20 protein-coding genes are annotated in these 19,649 nt (G+C 73.5%); 6 read left to right on the forward strand and 14 right to left on the reverse strand.

Annotated elements, in window-relative coordinates; all coding sequences use genetic code 11:
- Nucleotides 1-76 precede the first annotated feature (76 nt).
- The 8 genes from ACIP5O_RS19615 to rsmI all read right to left on the reverse strand — a co-directional run bounded on the left by ACIP5O_RS19615 (nt 77) and on the right by rsmI (nt 8,178).
- The gene (locus ACIP5O_RS19615; RefSeq protein WP_401294896.1) at nt 77-1,882 is read right to left on the reverse strand and encodes an ABC-F family ATP-binding cassette domain-containing protein; all 1,806 of its coding nucleotides are present in this window, start codon (nt 1,880-1,882) and stop codon (nt 77-79) included.
- 90 nt (nt 1,883-1,972) lie between these two features.
- Complete coding sequence (locus ACIP5O_RS19620; RefSeq protein WP_401294898.1) at nt 1,973-2,242, reverse strand: hypothetical protein; 270 nt, start codon at nt 2,240-2,242, stop codon at nt 1,973-1,975.
- A 75-nt stretch (nt 2,243-2,317) separates the two neighbouring features.
- Nucleotides 2,318-3,364: a 4-(cytidine 5'-diphospho)-2-C-methyl-D-erythritol kinase gene (locus tag ACIP5O_RS19625; RefSeq protein WP_401294900.1), complete on the reverse strand. Its 1,047-nt coding sequence runs from the start codon at nt 3,362-3,364 to the stop codon at nt 2,318-2,320.
- Nucleotides 3,361-4,233 carry a 16S rRNA (adenine(1518)-N(6)/adenine(1519)-N(6))-dimethyltransferase RsmA gene (gene rsmA / locus ACIP5O_RS19630; protein WP_401294902.1) on the reverse strand — a complete coding sequence of 291 codons (873 nt, stop codon included), beginning with the start codon at nt 4,231-4,233 and terminating at the stop codon, nt 3,361-3,363. The genes ACIP5O_RS19625 and rsmA overlap by 4 nt, the downstream gene beginning before the upstream one ends.
- 43 nt (nt 4,234-4,276) lie before the next feature.
- Nucleotides 4,277-5,632: a ubiquitin-like domain-containing protein gene (locus tag ACIP5O_RS19635; RefSeq protein WP_401294904.1), complete on the reverse strand. Its 1,356-nt coding sequence runs from the start codon at nt 5,630-5,632 to the stop codon at nt 4,277-4,279.
- 112 nt (nt 5,633-5,744) lie between these two features.
- Nucleotides 5,745-6,614: a TatD family hydrolase gene (locus ACIP5O_RS19640; protein WP_401294906.1), complete on the reverse strand. Its 870-nt coding sequence runs from the start codon at nt 6,612-6,614 to the stop codon at nt 5,745-5,747.
- 100 nt (nt 6,615-6,714) lie between these two features.
- Nucleotides 6,715-7,131, reverse strand: coding sequence for a hypothetical protein (locus tag ACIP5O_RS19645; protein ID WP_401294908.1), 417 nt, complete (start codon nt 7,129-7,131; stop codon nt 6,715-6,717).
- Between the two features lie 138 nt (nt 7,132-7,269).
- Nucleotides 7,270-8,178 (reverse strand): 16S rRNA (cytidine(1402)-2'-O)-methyltransferase, encoded by a 909-nt coding sequence (gene rsmI, locus ACIP5O_RS19650; RefSeq protein ID WP_401294910.1) that lies wholly within the window; start codon nt 8,176-8,178, stop codon nt 7,270-7,272.
- A gap of 52 nt (nt 8,179-8,230) precedes the next feature.
- Here rsmI and ACIP5O_RS19655 point away from each other — a divergent pair, with 52 nt between their 5' ends.
- A complete protein-coding gene (locus ACIP5O_RS19655) occupies nt 8,231-9,973 on the forward strand; it encodes a dolichyl-phosphate-mannose--protein mannosyltransferase (protein ID WP_401294912.1) in 1,743 nt (580 codons plus the stop codon).
- A gap of 92 nt (nt 9,974-10,065) precedes the next feature.
- On the opposite strand, the gene ACIP5O_RS19660 is transcribed toward ACIP5O_RS19655, so the two are convergent.
- On the reverse strand, nt 10,066-11,409 hold the full coding sequence (locus ACIP5O_RS19660; protein WP_401294914.1) for a hypothetical protein: 1,344 nt from the start codon (nt 11,407-11,409) through the stop codon (nt 10,066-10,068).
- Nucleotides 11,410-11,647: 238 nt separating this feature from the next.
- Between ACIP5O_RS19660 and ACIP5O_RS19665 the strand changes: the two genes are divergently transcribed.
- The 3 genes from ACIP5O_RS19665 (at nt 11,648) to ACIP5O_RS19675 (ending at nt 14,868) form a co-directional block, all read left to right on the forward strand.
- A complete protein-coding gene (locus tag ACIP5O_RS19665; RefSeq protein WP_401294916.1) occupies nt 11,648-13,294 on the forward strand; it encodes a penicillin-binding transpeptidase domain-containing protein in 1,647 nt (548 codons plus the stop codon).
- A 234-nt stretch (nt 13,295-13,528) separates the two neighbouring features.
- Nucleotides 13,529-14,020 carry a YbaK/EbsC family protein gene (locus ACIP5O_RS19670; RefSeq protein WP_401294918.1) on the forward strand — a complete coding sequence of 164 codons (492 nt, stop codon included), beginning with the start codon at nt 13,529-13,531 and terminating at the stop codon, nt 14,018-14,020.
- On the forward strand, nt 14,017-14,868 hold the full coding sequence (locus ACIP5O_RS19675; RefSeq protein ID WP_401294920.1) for an EamA family transporter: 852 nt from the start codon (nt 14,017-14,019) through the stop codon (nt 14,866-14,868). Before ACIP5O_RS19670 ends, ACIP5O_RS19675 begins: the two co-directional genes overlap by 4 nt.
- A 39-nt stretch (nt 14,869-14,907) precedes the next feature.
- Here the strand turns inward: ACIP5O_RS19675 and ACIP5O_RS19680 are convergent, their stop codons facing one another.
- Both ACIP5O_RS19680 and ACIP5O_RS19685 read right to left on the reverse strand, forming a co-directional pair.
- Nucleotides 14,908-15,966 carry a transcriptional regulator gene (locus tag ACIP5O_RS19680; protein ID WP_401294922.1) on the reverse strand — a complete coding sequence of 353 codons (1,059 nt, stop codon included), beginning with the start codon at nt 15,964-15,966 and terminating at the stop codon, nt 14,908-14,910.
- Nucleotides 15,967-16,043: 77 nt separating this feature from the next.
- On the reverse strand, nt 16,044-16,502 hold the full coding sequence (locus tag ACIP5O_RS19685) for an ATP-binding protein (RefSeq protein WP_401294924.1): 459 nt from the start codon (nt 16,500-16,502) through the stop codon (nt 16,044-16,046).
- 186 nt (nt 16,503-16,688) lie between these two features.
- On the opposite strand from ACIP5O_RS19685, the gene ACIP5O_RS19690 reads away from it, so the two are divergent.
- A complete protein-coding gene (locus tag ACIP5O_RS19690; RefSeq protein ID WP_401294926.1) occupies nt 16,689-17,477 on the forward strand; it encodes a GntR family transcriptional regulator in 789 nt (262 codons plus the stop codon).
- 50 nt (nt 17,478-17,527) lie between these two features.
- Nucleotides 17,528-18,124 carry a YdcF family protein gene (locus tag ACIP5O_RS19695; protein WP_401295241.1) on the forward strand — a complete coding sequence of 199 codons (597 nt, stop codon included), beginning with the start codon at nt 17,528-17,530 and terminating at the stop codon, nt 18,122-18,124.
- A gap of 12 nt (nt 18,125-18,136) precedes the next feature.
- Here the strand turns inward: ACIP5O_RS19695 and ACIP5O_RS19700 are convergent, their stop codons facing one another.
- The 3 genes from ACIP5O_RS19700 to ACIP5O_RS19710 all read right to left on the reverse strand — a co-directional run bounded on the left by ACIP5O_RS19700 (nt 18,137) and on the right by ACIP5O_RS19710 (nt 19,593).
- The gene (locus ACIP5O_RS19700) at nt 18,137-18,601 is read right to left on the reverse strand and encodes a hypothetical protein (RefSeq protein WP_401294928.1); all 465 of its coding nucleotides are present in this window, start codon (nt 18,599-18,601) and stop codon (nt 18,137-18,139) included.
- 69 nt (nt 18,602-18,670) lie between these two features.
- Entirely contained in the window at nt 18,671-19,177 is a 507-nt protein-coding gene (locus ACIP5O_RS19705; protein ID WP_401294930.1) for a DUF3618 domain-containing protein, read from the reverse strand.
- Complete coding sequence (locus ACIP5O_RS19710) at nt 19,174-19,593, reverse strand: phage holin family protein (protein ID WP_401294932.1); 420 nt, start codon at nt 19,591-19,593, stop codon at nt 19,174-19,176. The genes ACIP5O_RS19705 and ACIP5O_RS19710 overlap by 4 nt, the downstream gene beginning before the upstream one ends.
- Between the last annotated feature and the right edge of the window lie 56 nt (nt 19,594-19,649).

Consider the following 19,649-nt stretch of genomic DNA (forward strand, 5'->3'; position numbering starts at 1 on the left):
TACCACTCACGCGATGGCGCAAAAGCGACCGGTCCACCCCTTGTTCCCAAGGGAGGACCGGCCTGTGATGCCCTCGTTATGCGTCCTCGGCCAGTTCCAGCCAGCGCATCTCCAGCTCCTCGCGCTCCGCGGCCAGGTCCCGCAGCTCCGCGTCGAGCTTGGCCACCTTCTCGAAGTCGGTGGCGTTGTCCGCGATCCGCGCGTGCAGCTTCGTCTCCTTCTCGGAGACCTTGTCGAGCTGCCGCTCGACCTTCTGCAGCTCCTTCTTCGCGGCGCGGGCGTCGGCGGCCGAGACGCCCGGCTTCTGCTGGGCGGGCGCGGCGGCGGGGGCCGGGACGGACGCCTCGACCGCCTTGCGGCGCCGCTCCAGGTACTCCTCGATGCCGCGCGGCAGCATCCGCAGCGTCCGGTCGCCGAGCAGGGCGAACGTCTTGTCCGTGGTGCGCTCGATGAAGAACCGGTCGTGGGAGATGACGACCATGGAGCCCGGCCAGCCGTCGAGGAGGTCCTCCAGCTGGGTCAGGGTCTCGATGTCGAGGTCGTTGGTGGGCTCGTCGAGGAAGAGGACGTTCGGCTCGTCCATGAGCAGGCGCAGCAGCTGGAGGCGGCGGCGCTCGCCGCCGGAGAGGTCCGCGACCGGCGTCCACTGCTTCTCCTTGGAGAAGCCGAACTGCTCGCAGAGCTGCCCGGCCGTCATCTCGCGGCCCTTGCCGAGGTCGACCCGGTCGCGGATCTGCTGCACGGCCTCCAGGACGCGCAGGGTGCCGGGGAGTTCGGTGACGTCCTGGGAGAGGTAGGCGAGCCGGACGGTCTTGCCGACGACGATCCGGCCGGCGGCCGGCTGGATCTCGCCGCCGCTGGTGGCCGCGTCCGCGAGGGCCCGCAGGAGGGAGGTCTTGCCCGCGCCGTTGACGCCGACCAGACCGACGCGGTCGCCGGGGCCGAGCTGCCAGGTGAGGTGCTTCAGGAGTTCCTTGGGCCCGGCGGTGACGGTCACGTCCTCCAGGTCGAAGACCGTCCTGCCCAGGCGCGCGTTGGCGAACTTCATCAGCTCGCTGGTGTCGCGCGGCGGCGGCACGTCGGCGATCAGCTCGTTGGCGGCCTCGATGCGGTAGCGGGGCTTGGAGGTGCGGGCGGGGGCGCCGCGCCGCAGCCAGGCCAGCTCCTTGCGCATCAGGTTCTGCCGCTTGACCTCCTCCGTGGCCGCGATCCGCTCGCGCTCGGCGCGGGCGAAGACGTAGTCGGAGTAGCCGCCCTCGTACTCGTGCACGTCACCGCGCTGCACGTCCCACATCCGGGTGCAGACCTGGTCGAGGAACCAGCGGTCGTGGGTGACGCAGACGAGCGCCGAGCGCCGGTTCTGGAGGTGCTGGGCGAGCCAGGCGATGCCCTCGACGTCGAGGTGGTTGGTGGGCTCGTCGAGGACGATGAGGTCCTGGTCCTCGATGAGGAGCTTGGCGAGCGCGATCCGGCGCCGCTCGCCGCCGGAGAGCGGGCCGATGACGGTGTCCAGGCCGTGCTCGAAGCCGGGCAGGTCGAGCCCGCCGAAGAGGCCGGTGAGCACGTCGCGGATCTTGGCGCTGCCGGCCCACTCGTGGTCGGCCATGACGCCGATGACCTCGTGCCGGACGGTGGCCTTCGGGTCGAGCGAGTCGTGCTGGGTGAGGACGCCCAGGCGCAGGCCGCCGCTGTGGGTGACGCGGCCGGTGTCGGCCTCCTCCAGCCTCGCGAGCATCCGGATGAGGGTGGTCTTGCCGTCGCCGTTGCGGCCCACGACCCCGATCCGGTCCCCTTCGGAGACGCCGAGCGAGACGCCGTCGAGCAGGGCACGGGTGCCGTACACCTTGCTGACGTTCTCGACATTGACCAGGTTGACGGCCACGTTGACTCCTGTACGGGGTGATCGATCGACGTCCAGGGTACGTCGGCACGGCCGCTCGCCCGCCGGGTGTCCGTGACGGGCCCGGACCGCCTACGCGTCTCGGTCGTCGTCCGAGGGCGCGCGTTCCGGCCGCCGGTCCCGCCAGGCGCGGACGAGGCCGCGGACGGAGTCGACCGTGAGGGCGGTCAGGAGGAGGAGCACGAGGCCGGGGAGCGCCGGCGACGGGACCCACCCGAGGAGGGGCGGCGGCCGCAGCGGCTCGTCCCGGACGCACCACAGGAGCGTGAACCAGCCGCACAGCCCCACCACGGCGGCGTGCGACAGCAGTCGCGCCCACGCGGTCCGTCGCCGCTTCCTCATCCGTCGCCTCCGTCCGCCGCTCCGGCCCGTCCGGCCCGGCGGGTCAGGGTGACAGGGGCGGGTGAAGGGAAGGTGTCAGGCCGGAAGAATCGTCGCTCCCGCCGCCGGGGACGTCGCCGTGCGGGCCGTGCGGCAGGTGCCCGAGGCGGTCAGGGCGGCGGCGACCGTCCTCGCCGCCTCCGCGTCCTTCACCAGGAACGCGGTCGTCGGGCCCGAGCCCGAGACGAGCGCGGCGAGGGCGCCCGCGTCGGTGCCGGCCGACAGGGTCGCGGCGAGCGAGGGGCGCAGGGAGAGCGCCGGGGCCTGGAGGTCGTTGGCGAGGGTGCCCGCGAGGGCGGTGGTGTCACCGGTGCGCAGGGCCTCCAGGAGGGCGGGCGGGGCGGCCGGTTCGGGGACGTCCGTGCCCTCGGTGAGCCGGTCGAACTCGCCGAAGACGACCGGGGTCGAGAGCCCGCCGTCCGCGAGGGCGAACACCCAGTGGAAGTCGCCGCCCACCGGCAGCTCCGTCAGCCTCTCGCCCCGGCCGGTGCCCAGCGCCGCCCCGCCGACCAGGCTGAACGGCACGTCGGAGCCCAGTTCGGCGCAGATGTCGAGGAGTTCGGCGCGGGGGGTGTTCAGCCCCCAGAGCGCGTCGCACGCGAGCAGCGCGCCCGCCCCGTCCGCGCTGCCGCCGGCCATGCCGCCGGCCACCGGGATGTCCTTGGCGATGTGCAGGTGCACGTCCGGGGCGATGCCGTGCCGGGCGGCGAGCAGCTCGGCGGCGCGGGCGGCGAGGTTGGTGCGGTCGAGCGGCACCTTGTCGACGTCCGGGCCCTCGCAGGTGACCGTCAGCCCTTCGGCGGGGGTGGCGGTCACCTCGTCGTGGAGGGAGACCGCGAGGAAGACGTTGGCCAGGTCGTGGAAGCCGTCGGGGCGGGCGGCGCCGACCGCGAGCCCGACGTTGACCTTGGCGGGGACGCGGACGGTGACGGACCGCGCCCCGCCGCCGTGTGTGCCGCCGCCGTGCGTGCCGCCGCCGTGCGTGCCGCCGTCGTGTGTGCCGCCGCGCACCGCCTCCGTACCGCCGGTACCGCCGTGCACCGTCTCCGTACCGCCGCCCACCGGCTCCGTACCGCCGCTCATGCCTTCGCCTCCGCGATCCGCGCGAACTCCTCCACCGTCAGGGCCTCGCCGCGCGCCTGCGGCGAGATCCCGGCCTTCACCAGGGCCTCCTCGGCCGCCGCCGGGGAGCCCGCCCAGGTCGCGAGGGCCGCGCGGAGGGTCTTGCGGCGCTGTGCGAAGGCCGCGTCGACGACCGCGAAGACCTCCTGCCGGGTGGCCGTGGTCGCCAGCGGCTCGGCGCGGCGGACCAGGGAGACCAGGCCGGAGTCGACGTTCGGCGCGGGCCAGAAGACGTTGCGGCCGATGGCGCCGGCCCGCTTCACCTCGGCGTACCAGTTGGCCTTCACCGACGGCACGCCGTACACCTTGTTCCCCGGCCGGGCGGCGAGCCGGTCCGCGACCTCGGCCTGGACCATGACGAGGGTCCGCTCGATGCTGGGGAAGCGCTCCAGCATGTGCAGCAGGACGGGCACGGCCACGTTGTACGGCAGGTTCGCGACGAGCGCGGTGGGCGCCGGGCCCGGCAGCTCCCGGACCAGCATGGCGTCGGAGTGCACGAGCGCGAAGCGGTCGGCGCGGGCGGGCATCCGGGCCTGGATCGTGGCGGGCAGCGCGGCGGCGAGCACGTCGTCGATCTCGACGGCGGTCACCCGGTCCGCGGCCTCCAGGAGGGCCAGGGTGAGGGAGCCGAGACCGGGGCCCACCTCCACGACCACGTCGTCGGGACGCACCCCGGCCGTGCGGACGATCCGCCGGACGGTGTTGGCGTCGATGACGAAGTTCTGGCCCTTCTGCTTCGTGGGGCGCACGCCGAGGACGGCGGCCAGCTCACGGATGTCGGCGGGGCCGAGGAGGGCGTCGGGGGTTTCGGAACCGGTGGTGTCGCTCACCAGTACAGACTAGGGCTTACCTGTTGCACGGCCCGCCGCCCGCTCACCCCCGGAGCCTGCGCCCGCAGTGGGGCCACGGGCTCGCCCCCCGCTGCACGTACAGCTTCTTCGCCCGGAAGGTCTGCTCGGCGGCGGGCGCGTCCTGGGCGGTGCCGGTGCCGCCGAGCGAGCGCCAGGTGGCGGGGTCGAACTGGTACAGCCCGCCGTACGTCCCCGAGGGGTCGACGGCGTCGGGCCGGCCGCCGGACTCGCAGGCGGCGAGCGCGCCCCAGTCGAGGCCGTCGGCGCCGGAGACGGAGGCGGGCGGGCGGCGGGTGCCGATCCGCACCGTGCGGCTGACGGGCTCGCGGACGATCTCCTCGCCGATCCGGCGGGGCCGCCCCTGGACGCCGTTGACCGAGCGCAGGGCGTACGTGACGCGGCGGACGCCGTGGACGCCCTGCCGTTCGACGACCTCGGTCCCGGCGAAGAGCTCCGGGTCGCGGACCCGCTCGACGGCGTACGGGACGGTCTCCTCGCGCACCCGCCTGCTGTCGGTGATCCGCAGCACGGTGACCGTCTGGCCGTCGCGGGGGAAGGAGCCGGGGTCCACGGAGAGGGCGTCCTGTCCGGAGAGGGTGATCCCGGTCTCGGCGAGCGCCTCGCGGACGGTGGCGGCGTTGGTGCGGACGGTCCGCTCGCGCCCGTCGGCGAGGAAGGTGACGGCCCGCTCGGTGCGCACGTCGAGGGCGAGGCCGTGCCGGGAGATGGCGGCCGAGCGGGAGACCGAGAGGTGGGCGCCCTCCGCGCGGACCCCGAACTGGCGCAGCGCCTCCTCGACGCTGCGGGCGGTCGTCCACACCTGGTGGCGCCGGCCGTCGAGGGTGAGGGCGACCGGGCGGCCGTAGCGGACCACGACCTCGTCGCCGTCGGCGAGGGGCTCGCCGGGGGCGGGGGCGACGATGTCGTGCCCGTCGACGGCCAGGCCCTCGTCGGCGAGGAGCTCCCCGACGTCGTCGGCGAAGGTGTGCAGGGTGCGGGGGACGCCGTCGACGGAGAGGCGGACGGCCTTGTCGTCGGCGACGAAGGCGGTGGTGCCGCCGGCGAGGAAGGCGACGACGAGGGCCTGCGGGACGAGCCGCCGCAGGCCTTCTCCGGCGGACTTCGCGAGGCCGGGGGCCCCGGAGGAGCCGGTGGCGGGTCCGGCGGTCCTGCGGCGGCGGGCGGCCCGGCGGGCCCCGGCGCGGGTGCCCTGGCCGGGGACGGTGCCGGGGGCTCCCGGGGAGGACGGCACGACCAGCGGGGCCGCCTGCGTCGGCTGCTCGTGGACGGAGAGGCCGGGGAGGGCGGTGGGGGCGGGGAGGGCGGTGGGGGCCGCGCCCCGGCGTCCGGCCCGGTGACTGCCCTGGGAAGTGCTCACGAGGCCGGGACCCTAGCCCCGGCCCCGGTCACGCTCCACGACGACCCGACCACTTCCCGTAACCGTTATGGATCGGTGACCGCCGGAGCGGGCGCCGGGGCCGGCGGTCGGGTCAGTAGTCGAACGCGCGGGCCGTGTTCACCGCGATCGCCCCGGCGAGCTCGTTCTCCCCGATCCCGCGCACCTCCGCCATGGCCCGGACGGTGACCGGGATCAGGTACGGGGCGTTGGGGCGGCCCCGGAAGGGCGCCGGGGTGAGGAAGGGGGCGTCGGTCTCGACGAGGACCAGCTCCAGGGGGGCGACCGCGAGGGCGTCCCGGAGCGGCTGGGCGTTCTTGAAGGTGACGTTGCCGGCGAAGGACATGTAGTAGCCCTTGGCCGCGCAGATCTCCGCCATCTCCGCGTCGCCGGAGTAGCAGTGGAAGACGGTCCGCTCGGGGGCGCCCTCCTCGTCCAGGACGCGCAGCACGTCGGCGTGGGCCTCGCGGTCGTGGATGACGAGCGCCTTGCCGTGCCGCTTGGCGATCTCGATGTGGGCCCGGAAGGAGCGCTCCTGCGCGGCGACGCCCTCGGGCCCCGTGCGGAAGAAGTCGAGGCCGGTCTCGCCGACCCCGCGCACGTGCGGCAGGGCGGCGAGCCGGTCGATCTCGGTGAGCGCGTCGTCGAGGGCCGCGTCCCCGCCGCCCTCCCTGGCCCCCTGCCGGGACCAGCCGTCGGGGTCCCCCAGGACGATCCGGGGGGCCTCGTTGGGGTGGAGGGCGACGGCCGCGTGCACGTTCTCGTGGGCGGCGGCCGTCTCGGCGGCCCACCGGGAGCCCTTCACGTCGCAGCCGACCTGCACGACCGTGGTGACACCGACGGCGGCGGCCTTCACCAGGGCCTCCTCGACGGTCCCGGACTGGAGGTCCAGGTGGGTGTGCGAGTCCGCGACCTCCACGAGGAGGGGTTCGGGCAGCGGCGGCGGGGCGTCCTTGGCACTCATGGCCCCGATCGTACGAGGGTCGCCCGTACGGGGGCCACGAGCGCCGGCGTCCGTCCCTATCCGGCTGCCCGTCCCTTTCCGGCTGCCCGCGCTGTCCGCGCTATCCGCGCTTCCGGAAGGGGTGCAGGAGGTCCGACAGGTGCCAGTGGTGCGGCACCGGCGGGGCGTCGTCCCCCTCGGTCAGTTCCTGTCCGATGGGACCGGCGGGCCCGATCGGCTTGGTCTCCCTGGACCCGTGCCCGTGCTTCTCCGTCGCGGCGATCAGGTCGAGCACCGAGGACACCTGTCCCGCGCGCATGATCCTGACGACGTGGCCGCCGCAGTTCATGCAGGTGGGTCGGGACAGCGGGGACGGGACCCGCTCTCCCCCGGCCTTGTAGACGACGAATTCCTGGCCGGCGGCGTCGACGTGGTGCTCGATGTCGTACGCCTGCTCCCAGCCGTATCCGCAGCGCATGCAGGCGAAGGCGTACGCCTCGTGCGCGACGGATATGCCGGTGCCGGTGATCTCGCTCATGCCAGCTCCTCTCCACTGATCAGTGGACGCCTTTTCGGGCCGGAGCGCATCAGCGCGGGTCGAACCATGGAAGGCTTTTGGTCCTTCCCTTGCCAAGCGCCCGGTGAAGAGTCCCGGCGCCGGTTTCGGCTTTGCCTTTCAGATTAGCTCTTTACCGTTTCCGGGGCCCCGCGCAGCCTTTCCGGGGTCCTGTGCGGCCGCGTTCTTTGCCGCGACGACGGCATCGAAGACCTCCCGCTTGGGAAGGCCCGCCTCGGCCGCGACGGCGGCGATCGCCTCCTTGCGCCGCTCCCCCGCCTCCTCGCGCACCCGCACCCTGCGCACCAGCTCCTCCGCGTCGAGTGCGGCGGGTCCGGTCTCCGGGGCGCCCTCGACGACGACGGTGATCTCGCCCCGTACGCCCTCGGCCGCCCAGGCCGCCAGGTCGGCCAGCGGGCCGCGCTTGACCTCCTCGTACGTCTTGGTCAGCTCGCGGCAGACGGCGGCCCGGCGGTCGGCGCCGAAGACCTCGGCCATCGCGGCGAGGGTGTCGTCGAGGCGGTGCGGGGCCTCGAAGTAGACGAGGGTCCGCCGCTCGTCCGCGACCTCGCGCAGCCGCCCGAGGCGCTCGCCCGCCTTCCTGGGCAGGAAGCCCTCGAAGCAGAAGCGGTCGACGGGCAGCCCGGAGAGGGCGAGGGCGGTGAGGACGGCGGACGGGCCGGGCACGGCCGTCACCCTGACGCCCTCCTCGACGGCGGCGGCGACGAGCCGGTAGCCGGGGTCCGACACGGACGGCATGCCCGCGTCGGTCACGAGCAGCACCCGCGCCCCGCCGACCAGCGCCTCCACCAGCTCGGGCGTCCGGGCGGACTCGTTGCCCTCGAAGTAGGAGACGACGCGCCCGGAGGTGTGGATGCCGAGCGCCCGGGTCAGGCCGCGCAGCCTGCGCGTGTCCTCGGCGGCCACGACGTCCGCGCTCTGCAGCTCGGCGGCGAGCCGGGGCGGGGCGTCCGCGATGTCGCCGATGGGGGTCCCTGCGAGTACCAGCGTTCCTGTCACGGGTGCCATCCTCCCAGCCCGGACGGGCGACGCGCACAGGCGCGTTCCCTACGATGGCGCGGTGACCAGTACCGCACCCGAGACCCTGGAGGGCCGGCAGTCCGTGGCAGAGCCCTCTTCGTGGCAGCAGCGGCTCCGGCTCTTCGGCTACGAGCCGCCCGCCGGACGCGCCGCCCCCATCGGGCTGCGGGAGCGGCTCGACCCCCCGTACACCCGTCCCTCCGCGCGCGTGTGGTCGTTCCTCGGCGTCGGCCCCGACGGGGCCGAGAAGCTGTGGCGACTCCTTGCCTGGGGCGGTCCGCTCCTGGTCACGGCGGTCGCGGGCCTGCTCCGGTTCTGGAACCTGGGCAAGCCGAACGCGGTGATATTCGACGAGACGTACTACGCGAAGGACTCCTGGGCGCTGATCAACCAGGGGTACGAGGGGGCCTGGCCGAAGGACATCGACAAGACGATCCTGAAGGACCCGGGATCGGTCCTCGTGCCGACCGACCCGGGCTACGTCGTGCACCCGCCGATGGGCAAATGGGTGATCGGCGCCGGCGAGAAGCTGTTCGGCTTCGAGCCGTTCGGCTGGCGCTTCATGGTGGCCCTGCTCGGCACCCTGTCGGTGCTCATGCTGTGCCGGATCGGGCGGCGCCTGTTCCGCTCGACGCTCCTGGGCTGTCTGGCGGGCCTGCTGCTCGCCGTCGACGGGCTGCACTTCGTGATGAGCCGCACCGCGCTCCTCGACCAGGTGCTGATGTTCTTCGTGCTCGCCTCCTTCGGCTGCCTCGTCCTGGACCGCGACCGGGTCAGGAAGCGGCTGGCGGCGGCGCTCCCGGAGGACGAGGAGGGGGTGCTGCGGCCGGACGGGGAGGTCGCGGAGTCCCTGCGGTTCGGGTGGCGGCCGTGGCGGATCGCGGCCGGCGTGATGCTGGGCCTCGCGGCGGCGACCAAGTGGAACGGCCTGTACGTCATGGTGGCCTTCGGCCTGATGACGGTGCTGTGGGACGTGGCCGGGCGGCGCACGGCGGGCGCGGTCCGCCCGTACGTCTCGGTGATCAGGAAGGACCTGGTCCCGGCGTTCGTCTCGGTGGTGCCGGTGGCGATCGCGACCTATCTGGTGACCTGGACCGGCTGGATCGCCGGCGACAAGGGCTACTTCCGCACGTGGGCCGCCGACCAGGACAAGCTGGACGGGGGCGGGACCTGGAGCTGGCTGCCGGACTGGCTGCGCAGCCTGTGGCACTACGAGACCGAGGTCTACTCCTTCCACGTGGGCCTGACCTCGCCGCACACGTACGAGTCGAACCCCTGGTCCTGGATCGTCCTCGGCCGCCCCGTCTCGTACTTCTACGAGTCCCCGGCGCCCGGCACGAAGGGCTGCCCGGCCGACGCCGGGGAGAAGTGCGCCCAGGAGGTCCTCGCCCTCGGCACCCCGCTCCTGTGGTGGGCCGCCTGCTTCGCGATCCTGTACGTCCTGTGGCGCTGGGCCTTCCGCCGCGACTGGCGCGCGGGCGCGATCGCCTGCGGCATCGCGGCCGGATGGCTCCCCTGGTTCCTCTATCAGGAACGCACCATCTTCCTTTTCTACGCGGTCGTCTTCGTGCCTTTCCTGTGCCTGGCGGTGGCCATGATGCTGGGCGCGCTCATCGGGCCCCGGGGTTCCACGGAAAGGCGCCGCACTTTCGGCGCGGTGGCGGCGGGATGTCTCGTCCTCCTCATCGTCTGGAATTTCATCTATTTCTGGCCCATCTACACGGGCACGCCGATTCCGCTGGAGGACTGGCGGGGGCGGATGTGGCTGGACACGTGGGTGTGAGACCCGCACACGGCAAGGCCGCGGGCCCCGGGATCTCCCGGGGCCCGCGGCCTTTCGTACGAGGGGGCCGTACGGTTCAGGATCCGTGCGGCTCAGAAGAGGAGGTCGTACACGTTCCAGCCGCCCCCGACGGGGGTGCGGGAGGAGCCGGGGACGACGCTCGCGCCGGTGACGCCCTGGTAGAGCCAGAGCTTCCCCTCCTTGTCACGGGCCACCAGGTCGGGGGTCCGGTCGCGGCCGAGGTCGGCCGTGCCGACGACGGCGGTGTAGGCGTTCCAGCCGGCGCCCACCCGGACCCGCGGCTTGTAGGGCTGGTTGTCGGTGGGGCCCGTCAGGGTCCTCGGGTCGTACTTCCACAGCACGCCGGCCGTGTCACGGGCCAGGGCGCCCTGGTCGCTCAGGGAGGTGAACCGGTCGTACGCGTTCCAGCCGGCGCCCACCCGGACGGGGGGCGCGAAGGGGGCGGTGGCCTTGCCGGTGGCCTTGTAGTACCAGAGGACACCGGCCTTGTCGCGGGCGACGAGGTCGCCGGAGCGGCCCACGAGTGCGGTGTAGACGTTCCAACCGGCGCCCACGCGGACGCGGGGCGCGAAGGGGGCGTCGGGGTTGCCGGTGCCCTTGTAGTACCAGAGGACACCGGCCTTGTCGCGGGCGACGAGGTCGCCGTGCCCGCTCGCGCGGGTGGTGTCGACCGGGACGACGGTGTCGTAGGCGTTCCAGCCGCCGCCGACCTTCTTGGGGGCCGCCAGCGGCTTGCCGGCCTCGGAGGTGCCCTCGTAGCGCCAGAGGATTCCGGCCTTGTCGCGGCCGTGCACGGCGCCCCGGTTCCAGGTGGCCGGGCGGCCCTGGACGACGTCGAGTCCGGCCGTGCCCCGGGCGACCACGGTGCCGGCGGCGTCCTTCAGCGTGACGGGCGCGTCGAGGGAGCCGATCCACGCGAGCGTCTCCGGCATGTCGATCGTCACGGCGTAGGTGAGGGTGGTGGCGGCCTCGGTGGCGGGCAGGTCGAGGAGCACCCGGTAGGGGCCGGGCTCGTCGGTGAAGCTCGTCCCGAGCCAGTTGCACCGCGCGGGGGCGCCCCCGCCGACCGCGCAGGTGGAGTCGATCTGGGCCGCCGTCCGGTGGTCGGTCCAGCCGCCGGGCGGCCAGTTGGTGATGGGCAGCTCGACACGGGCCTTCACGGGTCCCGTGACCCCGGCCGGGAGCGAGGCCTTCAGCCGCAACGTGACCGGGCCCTCCTCGCCGGCGGGAACGGCCAGTCGGCCCCCCTCCTGCACGACCGTCCCCGCCTCGGCCGTCGCTCCCGGTGCGGTCGCCGACGTGGCCGCAGGGACGGAAGCCGGTGCGGCGAAGGCGGGGACCCCGCCCAGCGCCACCGGTCCGAGACCGGCCACCAGCGCCGTCGCGATCACGACGGCCGTACGTACGCGTGCCATGGAATCCCCCTGTTTCGGCGTGCGTCTCACGCATGCCGGATGTGCGTCGAAGCCTTGGGTGACGGGCCGTCACCCAAGCTGTTCACCCCTCTGACACCCCCGGGAAGCGAAAAGTTGTACGACCGATCGGAAATGAGGTGGGAAGCCCGGCGGTCTGACGGACATGACGGAAGTTGCTCGACACGCACCAGGGGCACTGCTTGACTGGACGGTCGTCTGGGGGAGGGGAGGCGCAGCCATGCGCGGCGGAGCCAAGGTCGCGATCGTCGGAGGGGTCTTCGCGGTCGTCGCGGGCGGGGTCGGCTACGGGGGCTACAACCTGTGGAACGGCGTCACGGGCGGCGACGCGACCGTGAACACCCGGAGCGAGTCCGTGCCGGAGAAGAGATCGGGTCCCGTCACCCCCGAGGAGACGACGGCCACCGCGAAGGACTTCCTGGCCGCCTGGGCCGCCGGGGAGTCGGACAAGGCGGCTCAGCTCACGAACGACCCGGTCACGGCCGGTCCCGCGCTGCTCGCCTACAAGGAGGGCGCGAAGGTCTCGAAGTCCGTGATCACCCCCGGGACGCCGGTCGGCACGAAGGTGCCGTTCACGGTGCGGGCGACGGTCTCGTACGAGGGCGTGTCCAAGGACCTGTCGTACGCCTCCGAGCTGACCGTGGTCCGGGGGACGACCACCGGCCGGCCGCTGGTGCGGTGGCGGCCGGCCGTCCTCCACCCGAAGCTGACCGCCGGCGCGACCCTGCGCACCGGCACCGCGAAGGTCGCCTCCGTGAAGGCCGTCGACCGGAACGGGGTCGAGCTGACCGAGGAGAAGTACCCCTCGCTCGGCCTGATCATCGACACCCTGCGGCAGCGGTACGGGGCGCAGGCGGGCGGCACGACCGGGGTCGAGACCTGGATCGACTCGGGCAGCGAGACCGTCGCCGACACCACCCTCCTCGTCCTGCGGAAGGGCAAGCCCGGCACGATAGAGACCACCATCGACGCGGGGGTGCAGGCGGCGGCCGAGAAGGCGGTCAAGGCGTACTCCCGGGCCGCCGTGGCGGCGGTCGAGCCGTCGACGGGTGCGATACGGGCGGTCGCCAACAGCCCGGCGGGGGGCTTCAACACGGCGTTCCTGGGGACGCAGGCCCCCGGCTCGACGATGAAGATCGTGACGGCCGCGATGATGATGGAGCACGGGATCGCCGGCCCCGGCGACCGGGTGGAGTGCCCGCCCAGCGTGACGTGGCTCGGCACCCCCTTCCAGAACCTGGACCGCTTCGAGATCAAGGGCGGCACCCTCACCGACGCCTTCCGCCGCTCCTGCAACACCGCCTTCATCAAGGCGATCGGCCCCCTCAACGAGAAGGGGATCGCGGACACCGCCCTCGGCGAGACCGCCCGCCGCTACTTCGGCATCGGTTCCACCTGGGAGGCCGGCGTCCCGACGACGGACGGCAGCGTCCCCGCGTCGGACGGACCCGAGACGGCCGCCTCGTACATCGGCCAGGGGAGGATCACGATGAACGCCCTGAACGTCGCCTCGCTCTCCGCGACCGTGAAGAACAGCGGTTTCCACCAGCCGTACCTGGTGGCGAAGGAGTACGGCGACCGGGAGTTCGCCACGGCCGAGCGGCTGCCCGAGGGGATCGCCTCGGGGCTGCGCGCGATGATGAGGGCGGCGGCGGCCCCCGGCGGCACCGCGGCCGAGGCGATGGCGGGGGTGCCGTCCCCGAGGGGCGCGAAGACGGGTTCGGCGGAGGTCGACAACCAGGGCGAGTCGAACAGCTGGTTCACCGGCTACTCCGGCGACCTCGCGGCGGCGGCCGTCGTCCAGGCGGGCGGGCACGGGGGCGACGCGGCGGGGCCGGTGGTGGCGAGGGTCTTGAAGGCGGGTTGAGCCGGGCCTGGCCGGGCTGGGCCGAGGCGGGCCGGGCTGAGCCGGGCCTGGGCGGGCTGAGCCGGGCCTGGCCGGGCTGAGCCGAGGCGGGTCGGGCTGAGCCGAGCCTGGGCGGGCTGAGCCGAGCCTGGGCGGGCCGGGGGTGGCGAAGGTCCGAAGCCGGGCCGGGTCGGAGGTGTCCGCAAGGCGGAAGCGGGTCGCGTGGCCCCTGCACCTGCCACTAGCGTGCGGGCCATGACTCCTGACGAGACGTCCCCCGCCCACCCCCTCTTCGCCGCCGCGCTCCAGGAGCTGGGGCTCGACGTCGAGGTCCGCCGCTTCCCGGACGAGACCCGCACCGCGCAGCAGGCCGCCGACGCGATCGGCTGCGCGGTCGCGGAGATCGTGAAGTCGCTGGTCTTCGCGGCGGACGGGGTGCCGGTGCTCGTCCTCATGGACGGCGCGTCGCGGGTGGACGTCGAGCGGGTGCGGGAGGAGCTGGGCGCGGAGAAGGTGACCCGGGCCGACGCGAAGGCGGTCCGGGAGACGACGGGGTACGCGATCGGGGGCGTCCCGCCGTTCGGCCACCGCACCCGGACCCGGGTCCTCGCGGACCGGGGGATCCTCGACCACGAGGTGGTGTGGGCGGCGGCGGGCACCCCGCACACGGTCTTCGCGATGGACCCGAAGGCGCTGGTCGCGCACGCGGGCGGCACCCTGGTGGACGTCCGGGAGCCCTCGGCGTGACCCCGCTCGTCACGCTCGCGGTCCTGGTCGCGGCCGTCACGCACGCCGGCTGGAACGCCCTCGCGCACCACATCGAGGACCAGCTGCTCTCCTTCACGCTGATCGCGGGCGGCGGGGCGCTGATCGGCCTGGCCCTCGCCCCCTTCGCCCCCTTCCCGGCGGCGGGGGCGTGGCCGTACCTGGTCGTGTCCGCGCTCCTGCACGTCGGGTACTACGTGCTCCTGATGCGCTCGTTCACGCTGGGCGACTTCGGGCAGATGTACCCGATCGCGCGCGGTACGGCCCCGCTGATCGTGACCCTCCTGGCGGCCGTCTTCCTCGGCGAGGTCCCGGACGGCTGGCAGCTCCTCGGGGTGGCGGTGGCCTGCGCGGGCCTGACCGGGCTCGCCCTGTGGGGCATCCGGGGCAAGGGCGCGCGACCGCACGGCCCGGCCCTCCTGGCGGCGGGCGCGACGGGCGTCGCGATCGCCCTGTACACGGTCGTCGACGGCACGGGCGTCCGCGCCTCCGGCACCCCGCTCGGCTACATCGCGTGGCTGATGGTCCTGGAGGGCCTCGCGATCCCGGCGTACGCCCTGTGGCGCCGCCGCGCCGCCCTCCTCCCCCAGCTCCGCCCGTACGCCGCCCGCGGCCTCCTGGGCGCGGCCCTCTCGGTCGCCGCGTACGGCCTGGTCCTCTGGGCCCAGACGCAGGCCCCGCTCGCCCCGGTCGCCGCCCTCCGCGAGTCCTCGATCATCGTGGGCGCGGCCATCGGCGCCCTCCTCTTCAAGGAACGCTTCGGCGCTCCGCGCATCGCGGCGGCGGCGCTGATGGCGGTGGGAATCGGTCTGATGCTGCACGCGGGGTGACGGGGCGGCGCGTTGACGGGACCAGGGGCTCGCTTCCCCTCACCGGGGGAGGAGGCCGACCGGCGTCACTCCCCGCGCCCGCTCGAAAAGATCCCGCGCCACGGGGTTCTTCAGGTACGGCTTGATGCGGCTGTGCATGACCTCGATGCGCTCGTCCGCCCGCCCGGACTGAAGGCTCGGGTAGTCCTCCAGCGCGAGGTTCCATGTGGCGCACGCCGCTTCGAGGTGCCCCAGGTCGAGCTGCCTCTCGGCCAGGGTGCAGCGATGCCGGACGCGAGCGCGCCGGTAGACGCTCTGGCGGACCTTGTCCGATTCCCGCATGGCCGCGATCGACCCGGCGACGTCGCCGAGTTCGAAACGCACTTGACTGGCGTGGTAGAGGAGCGAGGAAGGATCGTAGGAGCCGAAGGCCTTGGACTGCGACTCGGCCTTCTCCATGGCCACTTCGGCTTCCTTGAGGTACGTCAGCGCCGCGCCTCGCGCCCCCGTCTGCGCCGCCGCGTGGGCCTGCTGGCCGGCGAGGAAGGCCCGCATCCGGGGGCCCGCTTGCGGCGAGGCGGCGGCAGCGGCGTCCGCGAGCCGCATCGCCTCCGCGCCGTGCCCCAGGTCGACGGCCTGGACGCTCATGCCCCGCAGGGTGGTGCAGAAGGTCAAGTGGTCCTCGGCGGCCCCGGCGAGTTCGAGCGCCTTGAGGTAGTACCGCTGCGCCAGCCCGTGCAGCCCCTCGTCCACCGCCATGTACCCCGTGAGGTAGCAGAGGTCCGAGACGGCGCCCATCATCGCCTTGCGCACGCCGTCGGGGGCTTCCGCGCGCAAGTACGGGGCCGCCGTGTTCACGAGGAACGCCGCGGCCATGGGGCGGGCGGTCCGGCCGCCGAACTGGTCGTCGAGGTCGGAGATCCGCTCGGTCATGGCGGCCACGGCCCGGACGTCCGCCATTCCTATGCGCCGCACGTGACCCTTGTGCGCCGCTTCCATGCGGCCGATGACGTCCGGCCAGTGGGGAATGGTCAGCGCGACGGAGAAGAGGCCGACCCCGAGGACGCTGCGGCGGGACGGATCCATGTCCTGCCTCCCCAGGTCCAACAGTCCTTCCACGGTACTGGGGTGGTCGGGCAGCCGATCCGCGGAAGCCGCCGGAAATCCCGCCTCGCCGCGCGATCGCCCTGCCCGGATCACCACGGCTCACCGCCCACGGGCAACTCGGCCCACACCAGCTTGCCGGGGCCGTTCCGCTCGTCGACGCCCCATTTCGCGGCGAGGGCGTCGACCAGGTGGAGCCCTCGACCACCCTCCGCCCCTTCGGCCGGAAGTGCCATCGAGGGCTGCTTCTCCGAGGCGTCGTGGACTTCGATCCGCAGGCCTTCGGAGGTCCGGAGAAAGCGCGTCTCGATCTCCCGGCCGACCACCCTCCCGTGGCGCACGGCGTTCGTCAGCAGCTCCGACAGGATCAGCGAGGCGGCATCCTCGACGGCCTCCCCGCCCCAACGCTCCAATGTCCGGCGCAACTCGCCCCGGGCCAGCGGCACACTCCTGGCCGTCTGCCGCCAACGCAACACGACCGCCTCGCCGTTCTGTGGTTGCGCCGGTGCCGTATCCGTCGGGTCGGCAGAGGGGAGGATGGGGTCGTTCACGTTGACGCTCCTCGAAGCGTTGGCCATGCCCCGGGCCGTTCACTCGGTCACAGGGGCCCGCTCGTTCCGCATCTCAGTTATTCATTGCCCTGGGACTACGGAACATGGAGGCAACAGTGACGCACAGTCCCGAGACTGTCAACAGTCCTGGGACTGTGGTTGACTGAGGTGTTGAAAGGAGCTGGGGTGACACCCAAGTGGCGGGAACTGGCGGACAGACTGGCCGAGCGCATCAGGAGCGGCGAGTACGCCGCCGGTCAGCGGCTTCCCCACATCCGGGACTTGGTGGAGGCCGGCGAGGGGTCGAAGTCCACCGTCCACGCGGCCTACAAGGCCCTGGAGGCCGAGGGCCTCGTCACGTCCTCTCGGGGGCACGGCACCGTCGTACGCCATCAGGCGCCGTTGAAGCGGCTGGGCATCGCCCGGTACGACAAGGCCAAGTGGCGCGACGGCGACGAGGTGGCGTTCATCGCCGACCGGGTCGCCTCGGGACGTGCGTACCGACGCGGAGAGCAGACCCAGACCGTCAGCCGTACGACGGCGTCCGAGGCCGTCGCTTCCGCGCTCGGCGTGCCCGAGGGGGCGGACGTCTACGCGAGGGCACGCCTGGTCAAGGAGGACGGCCGGCCGACGCACACGCTGACCAGCTACTACCGTCCCGAGCACGTCGAGGGGACCCGGCTCGTCGATCCGGCTCCCGGGCCCGCCGGACGCGGCGGCGGCTTCCGCGTGCTCTACGACGCGGGGTACGAGATCGACCACATGCGCGAGGAACTGCACGCGCGGGCGGCCACGCCCGAGGAGGCCGCGCAGTTGCGGCTGGCTCCGGGCGAGTGGGTCGTGGAGCTGCACCGGACCACGTACACGGCGGACGGCACCGTCGTGGAGTTCGCCGTCGGCGTCCACGCGGCCACGCGGTTCGCCTGGTCCTACGAGTTCAAGGTCCCCGACAGCGCCCGGGAGGAGATGCCGTGATCCCCGAGCACAACCGGGCCGACGCACAACTCCTCTGGGACTTCCAGCGGATGGGCCACGAGCCGCGCCCCTGTTCCGTGGCCGTCGGGCTCGGGAGTCACGACCTCGGGGTGGCCGACGTGACGGTGGAGCTGTACCGGCGGGGCATGGCGCCGTTGATCGTGTTCACCGGGGCCAGCAGCCCGACCACCCGGGACCGGATGCCGCGCGGCGAGGCCGTGCACTACCGGGAGCGGGCGCTGGAGAGCGGGGTGCCGAGGGAGGTCGTGCTCGTGGAGACGCGGGCGCGGAACACCGGGGAGAACATCCGGTTCTCGCGGGAACTGCTCGCGGAGCACGGGGTGGACGTGTCGTCCGTGCTGCTCGTCAGCAAGCCGTACGAGGAGCGGCGGGCGTACGCCACCGCCCGGCGGCTCTGGCCGGAGGTGGAGGTCGTCAGCGCGTCCGCTCCCCTGGCGCTCGACGAGTACGTCGAGTCCATCGGGGACGCCCGGCTCGTCCTCGACATGCTCGTGGGAGCCGTACAGCGGTTGACCGTCTATCCGGCGCGGGGGTTCATGATCGAGCAGGAGATCCCCGGAACCGTGGTCGCCGCCTACGAGCGCCTTCGGGACGCGGGGTTCACCGGGCGGCTCGTGCCCGGGTGAGCGGGCCGGCCATCACCCGGCGTGGGCGCAGAGCGGGCCCGGGGCCGTCGTCGGGATGCGCATGCGGCGCAGGAGGTCGCGGGTGGCGCGGAGGGTCAGGGTGCTGTGCCAGGCGGTGCCCGGGTGGCGGGCGCGCAGGTGGGAGAGGGCCCGGGTGCCCAGGCCGCTGCCGTGGAAGCGCTCGTCGAGCGTGACGTCGGTGATGACGCCCCGGGCGCACCGGGCGCACATCCGGTAGTGGATCTCCCCGACGACCTGGCGGGCGTGGACCAGGAGCAGGCACTCCTCGCCGGGGCCCGGGTCGTCCGGGACGTGCGTGGACAGGAACTCCACCGCCCCGTACACCAGGAACCGGCGGCGGAGGCGGGTGGCGATCCTGCCCGGTCGCGAGTGCCTGCCCGCGGTCCGGTCGGGCGACGGGGCGGGGGACGAGCCGAACAGAGTGCTGCTGCTGGGGCGCGCATGGTGTCCGTGCATGGATCCCGTGTGCCCCGGGCCCCGGGAGGTATCCCCCCGGGGCGGTGGCGTCGGCCGTTCCGGTGACCCTCAGCGGCGTCCGCGGCGGTTCCGGCGGGTCCGGTGCAGGAGCAGGAAGGCGGCCAGGGCGGCGATCCCGGCGAGCAGCGGGGTGCGGTTGGCCTTCGCCTTGTCCGCGACCGCTCCGGCCTTCTCCAGGACCGGGTCGGGGGTCTTCTCCTGGACCAGGTCGGACGCGACCGCGGCCTTCTCCTTGGCCTTCTCGGACGCCACCGCCGCCGTCACCTTGGCCTTCTCGGACGCCACCGCCGCCTTCTCCTTGACCAGGTCGGTGGCGACCGCGGCCTTCTCCTTCACCAGGTCCGTGGCGACCGCCGCCTTCACCTTGGCCTTCTCCGTCGCGACCACGGCCTTCTCCCGCGCCGCGGCCACTTTCTCCCCGGCCTGCGCCTTGACGTCGGCCTTGGCCGCCAACGCCTCGACCGTACGGCCCAGTTCGTCGCGGGTGTGCTCGGCCTGCTCGCGCAGTTCCCCGAGGTCGTTCGCGGTCTTGTCACGCTGCGGCTGGTGGTTCATCGGTGGGCCCTCTCCTTGATCTCGGCCACGTCGGCCTTGACGTTGTCGATCGTCTGCTCCGGGGTCGGCGCGCCCGCCTCGTCGATCTGCTTCTTCCCGGCCGCGGCCATGCCCGCCGCGCCCGCCGCGAGCAGCACGGCGACGATCAGGGCCGAGGCCCAGACCGGGAGGACCAGGGCGAGGGCCGCGATCACGGCGACGACGAGGGCCTGTGCGGCCAGGACGCCGACCAGGCCGGCGCCGCCGAACAGGCCGCCGCCCACGCCGTAGCGCTTGCCCTTCTCGGTCATCTCCGCCCGGGCGAGCCGCATCTCGTCGCGGACCAGCTCCGAGATCTGCTGCGACGCCCGTGAGACGAGCTCGCCCACCGACGCGTCGGCGGTGCCGCCGTGGGCCGGTCGTTGGATGGTGCTCATCGCGTCCTCTCTCCGTCCGTCTCCCTTGACTTCCCTTCTCCTTCGCCTGCTCGGTC

This window comes from Streptomyces sp. NPDC088915 (genome assembly GCF_044749825.1).
Lineage (GTDB): Bacteria > Actinomycetota > Actinomycetes > Streptomycetales > Streptomycetaceae > Streptomyces.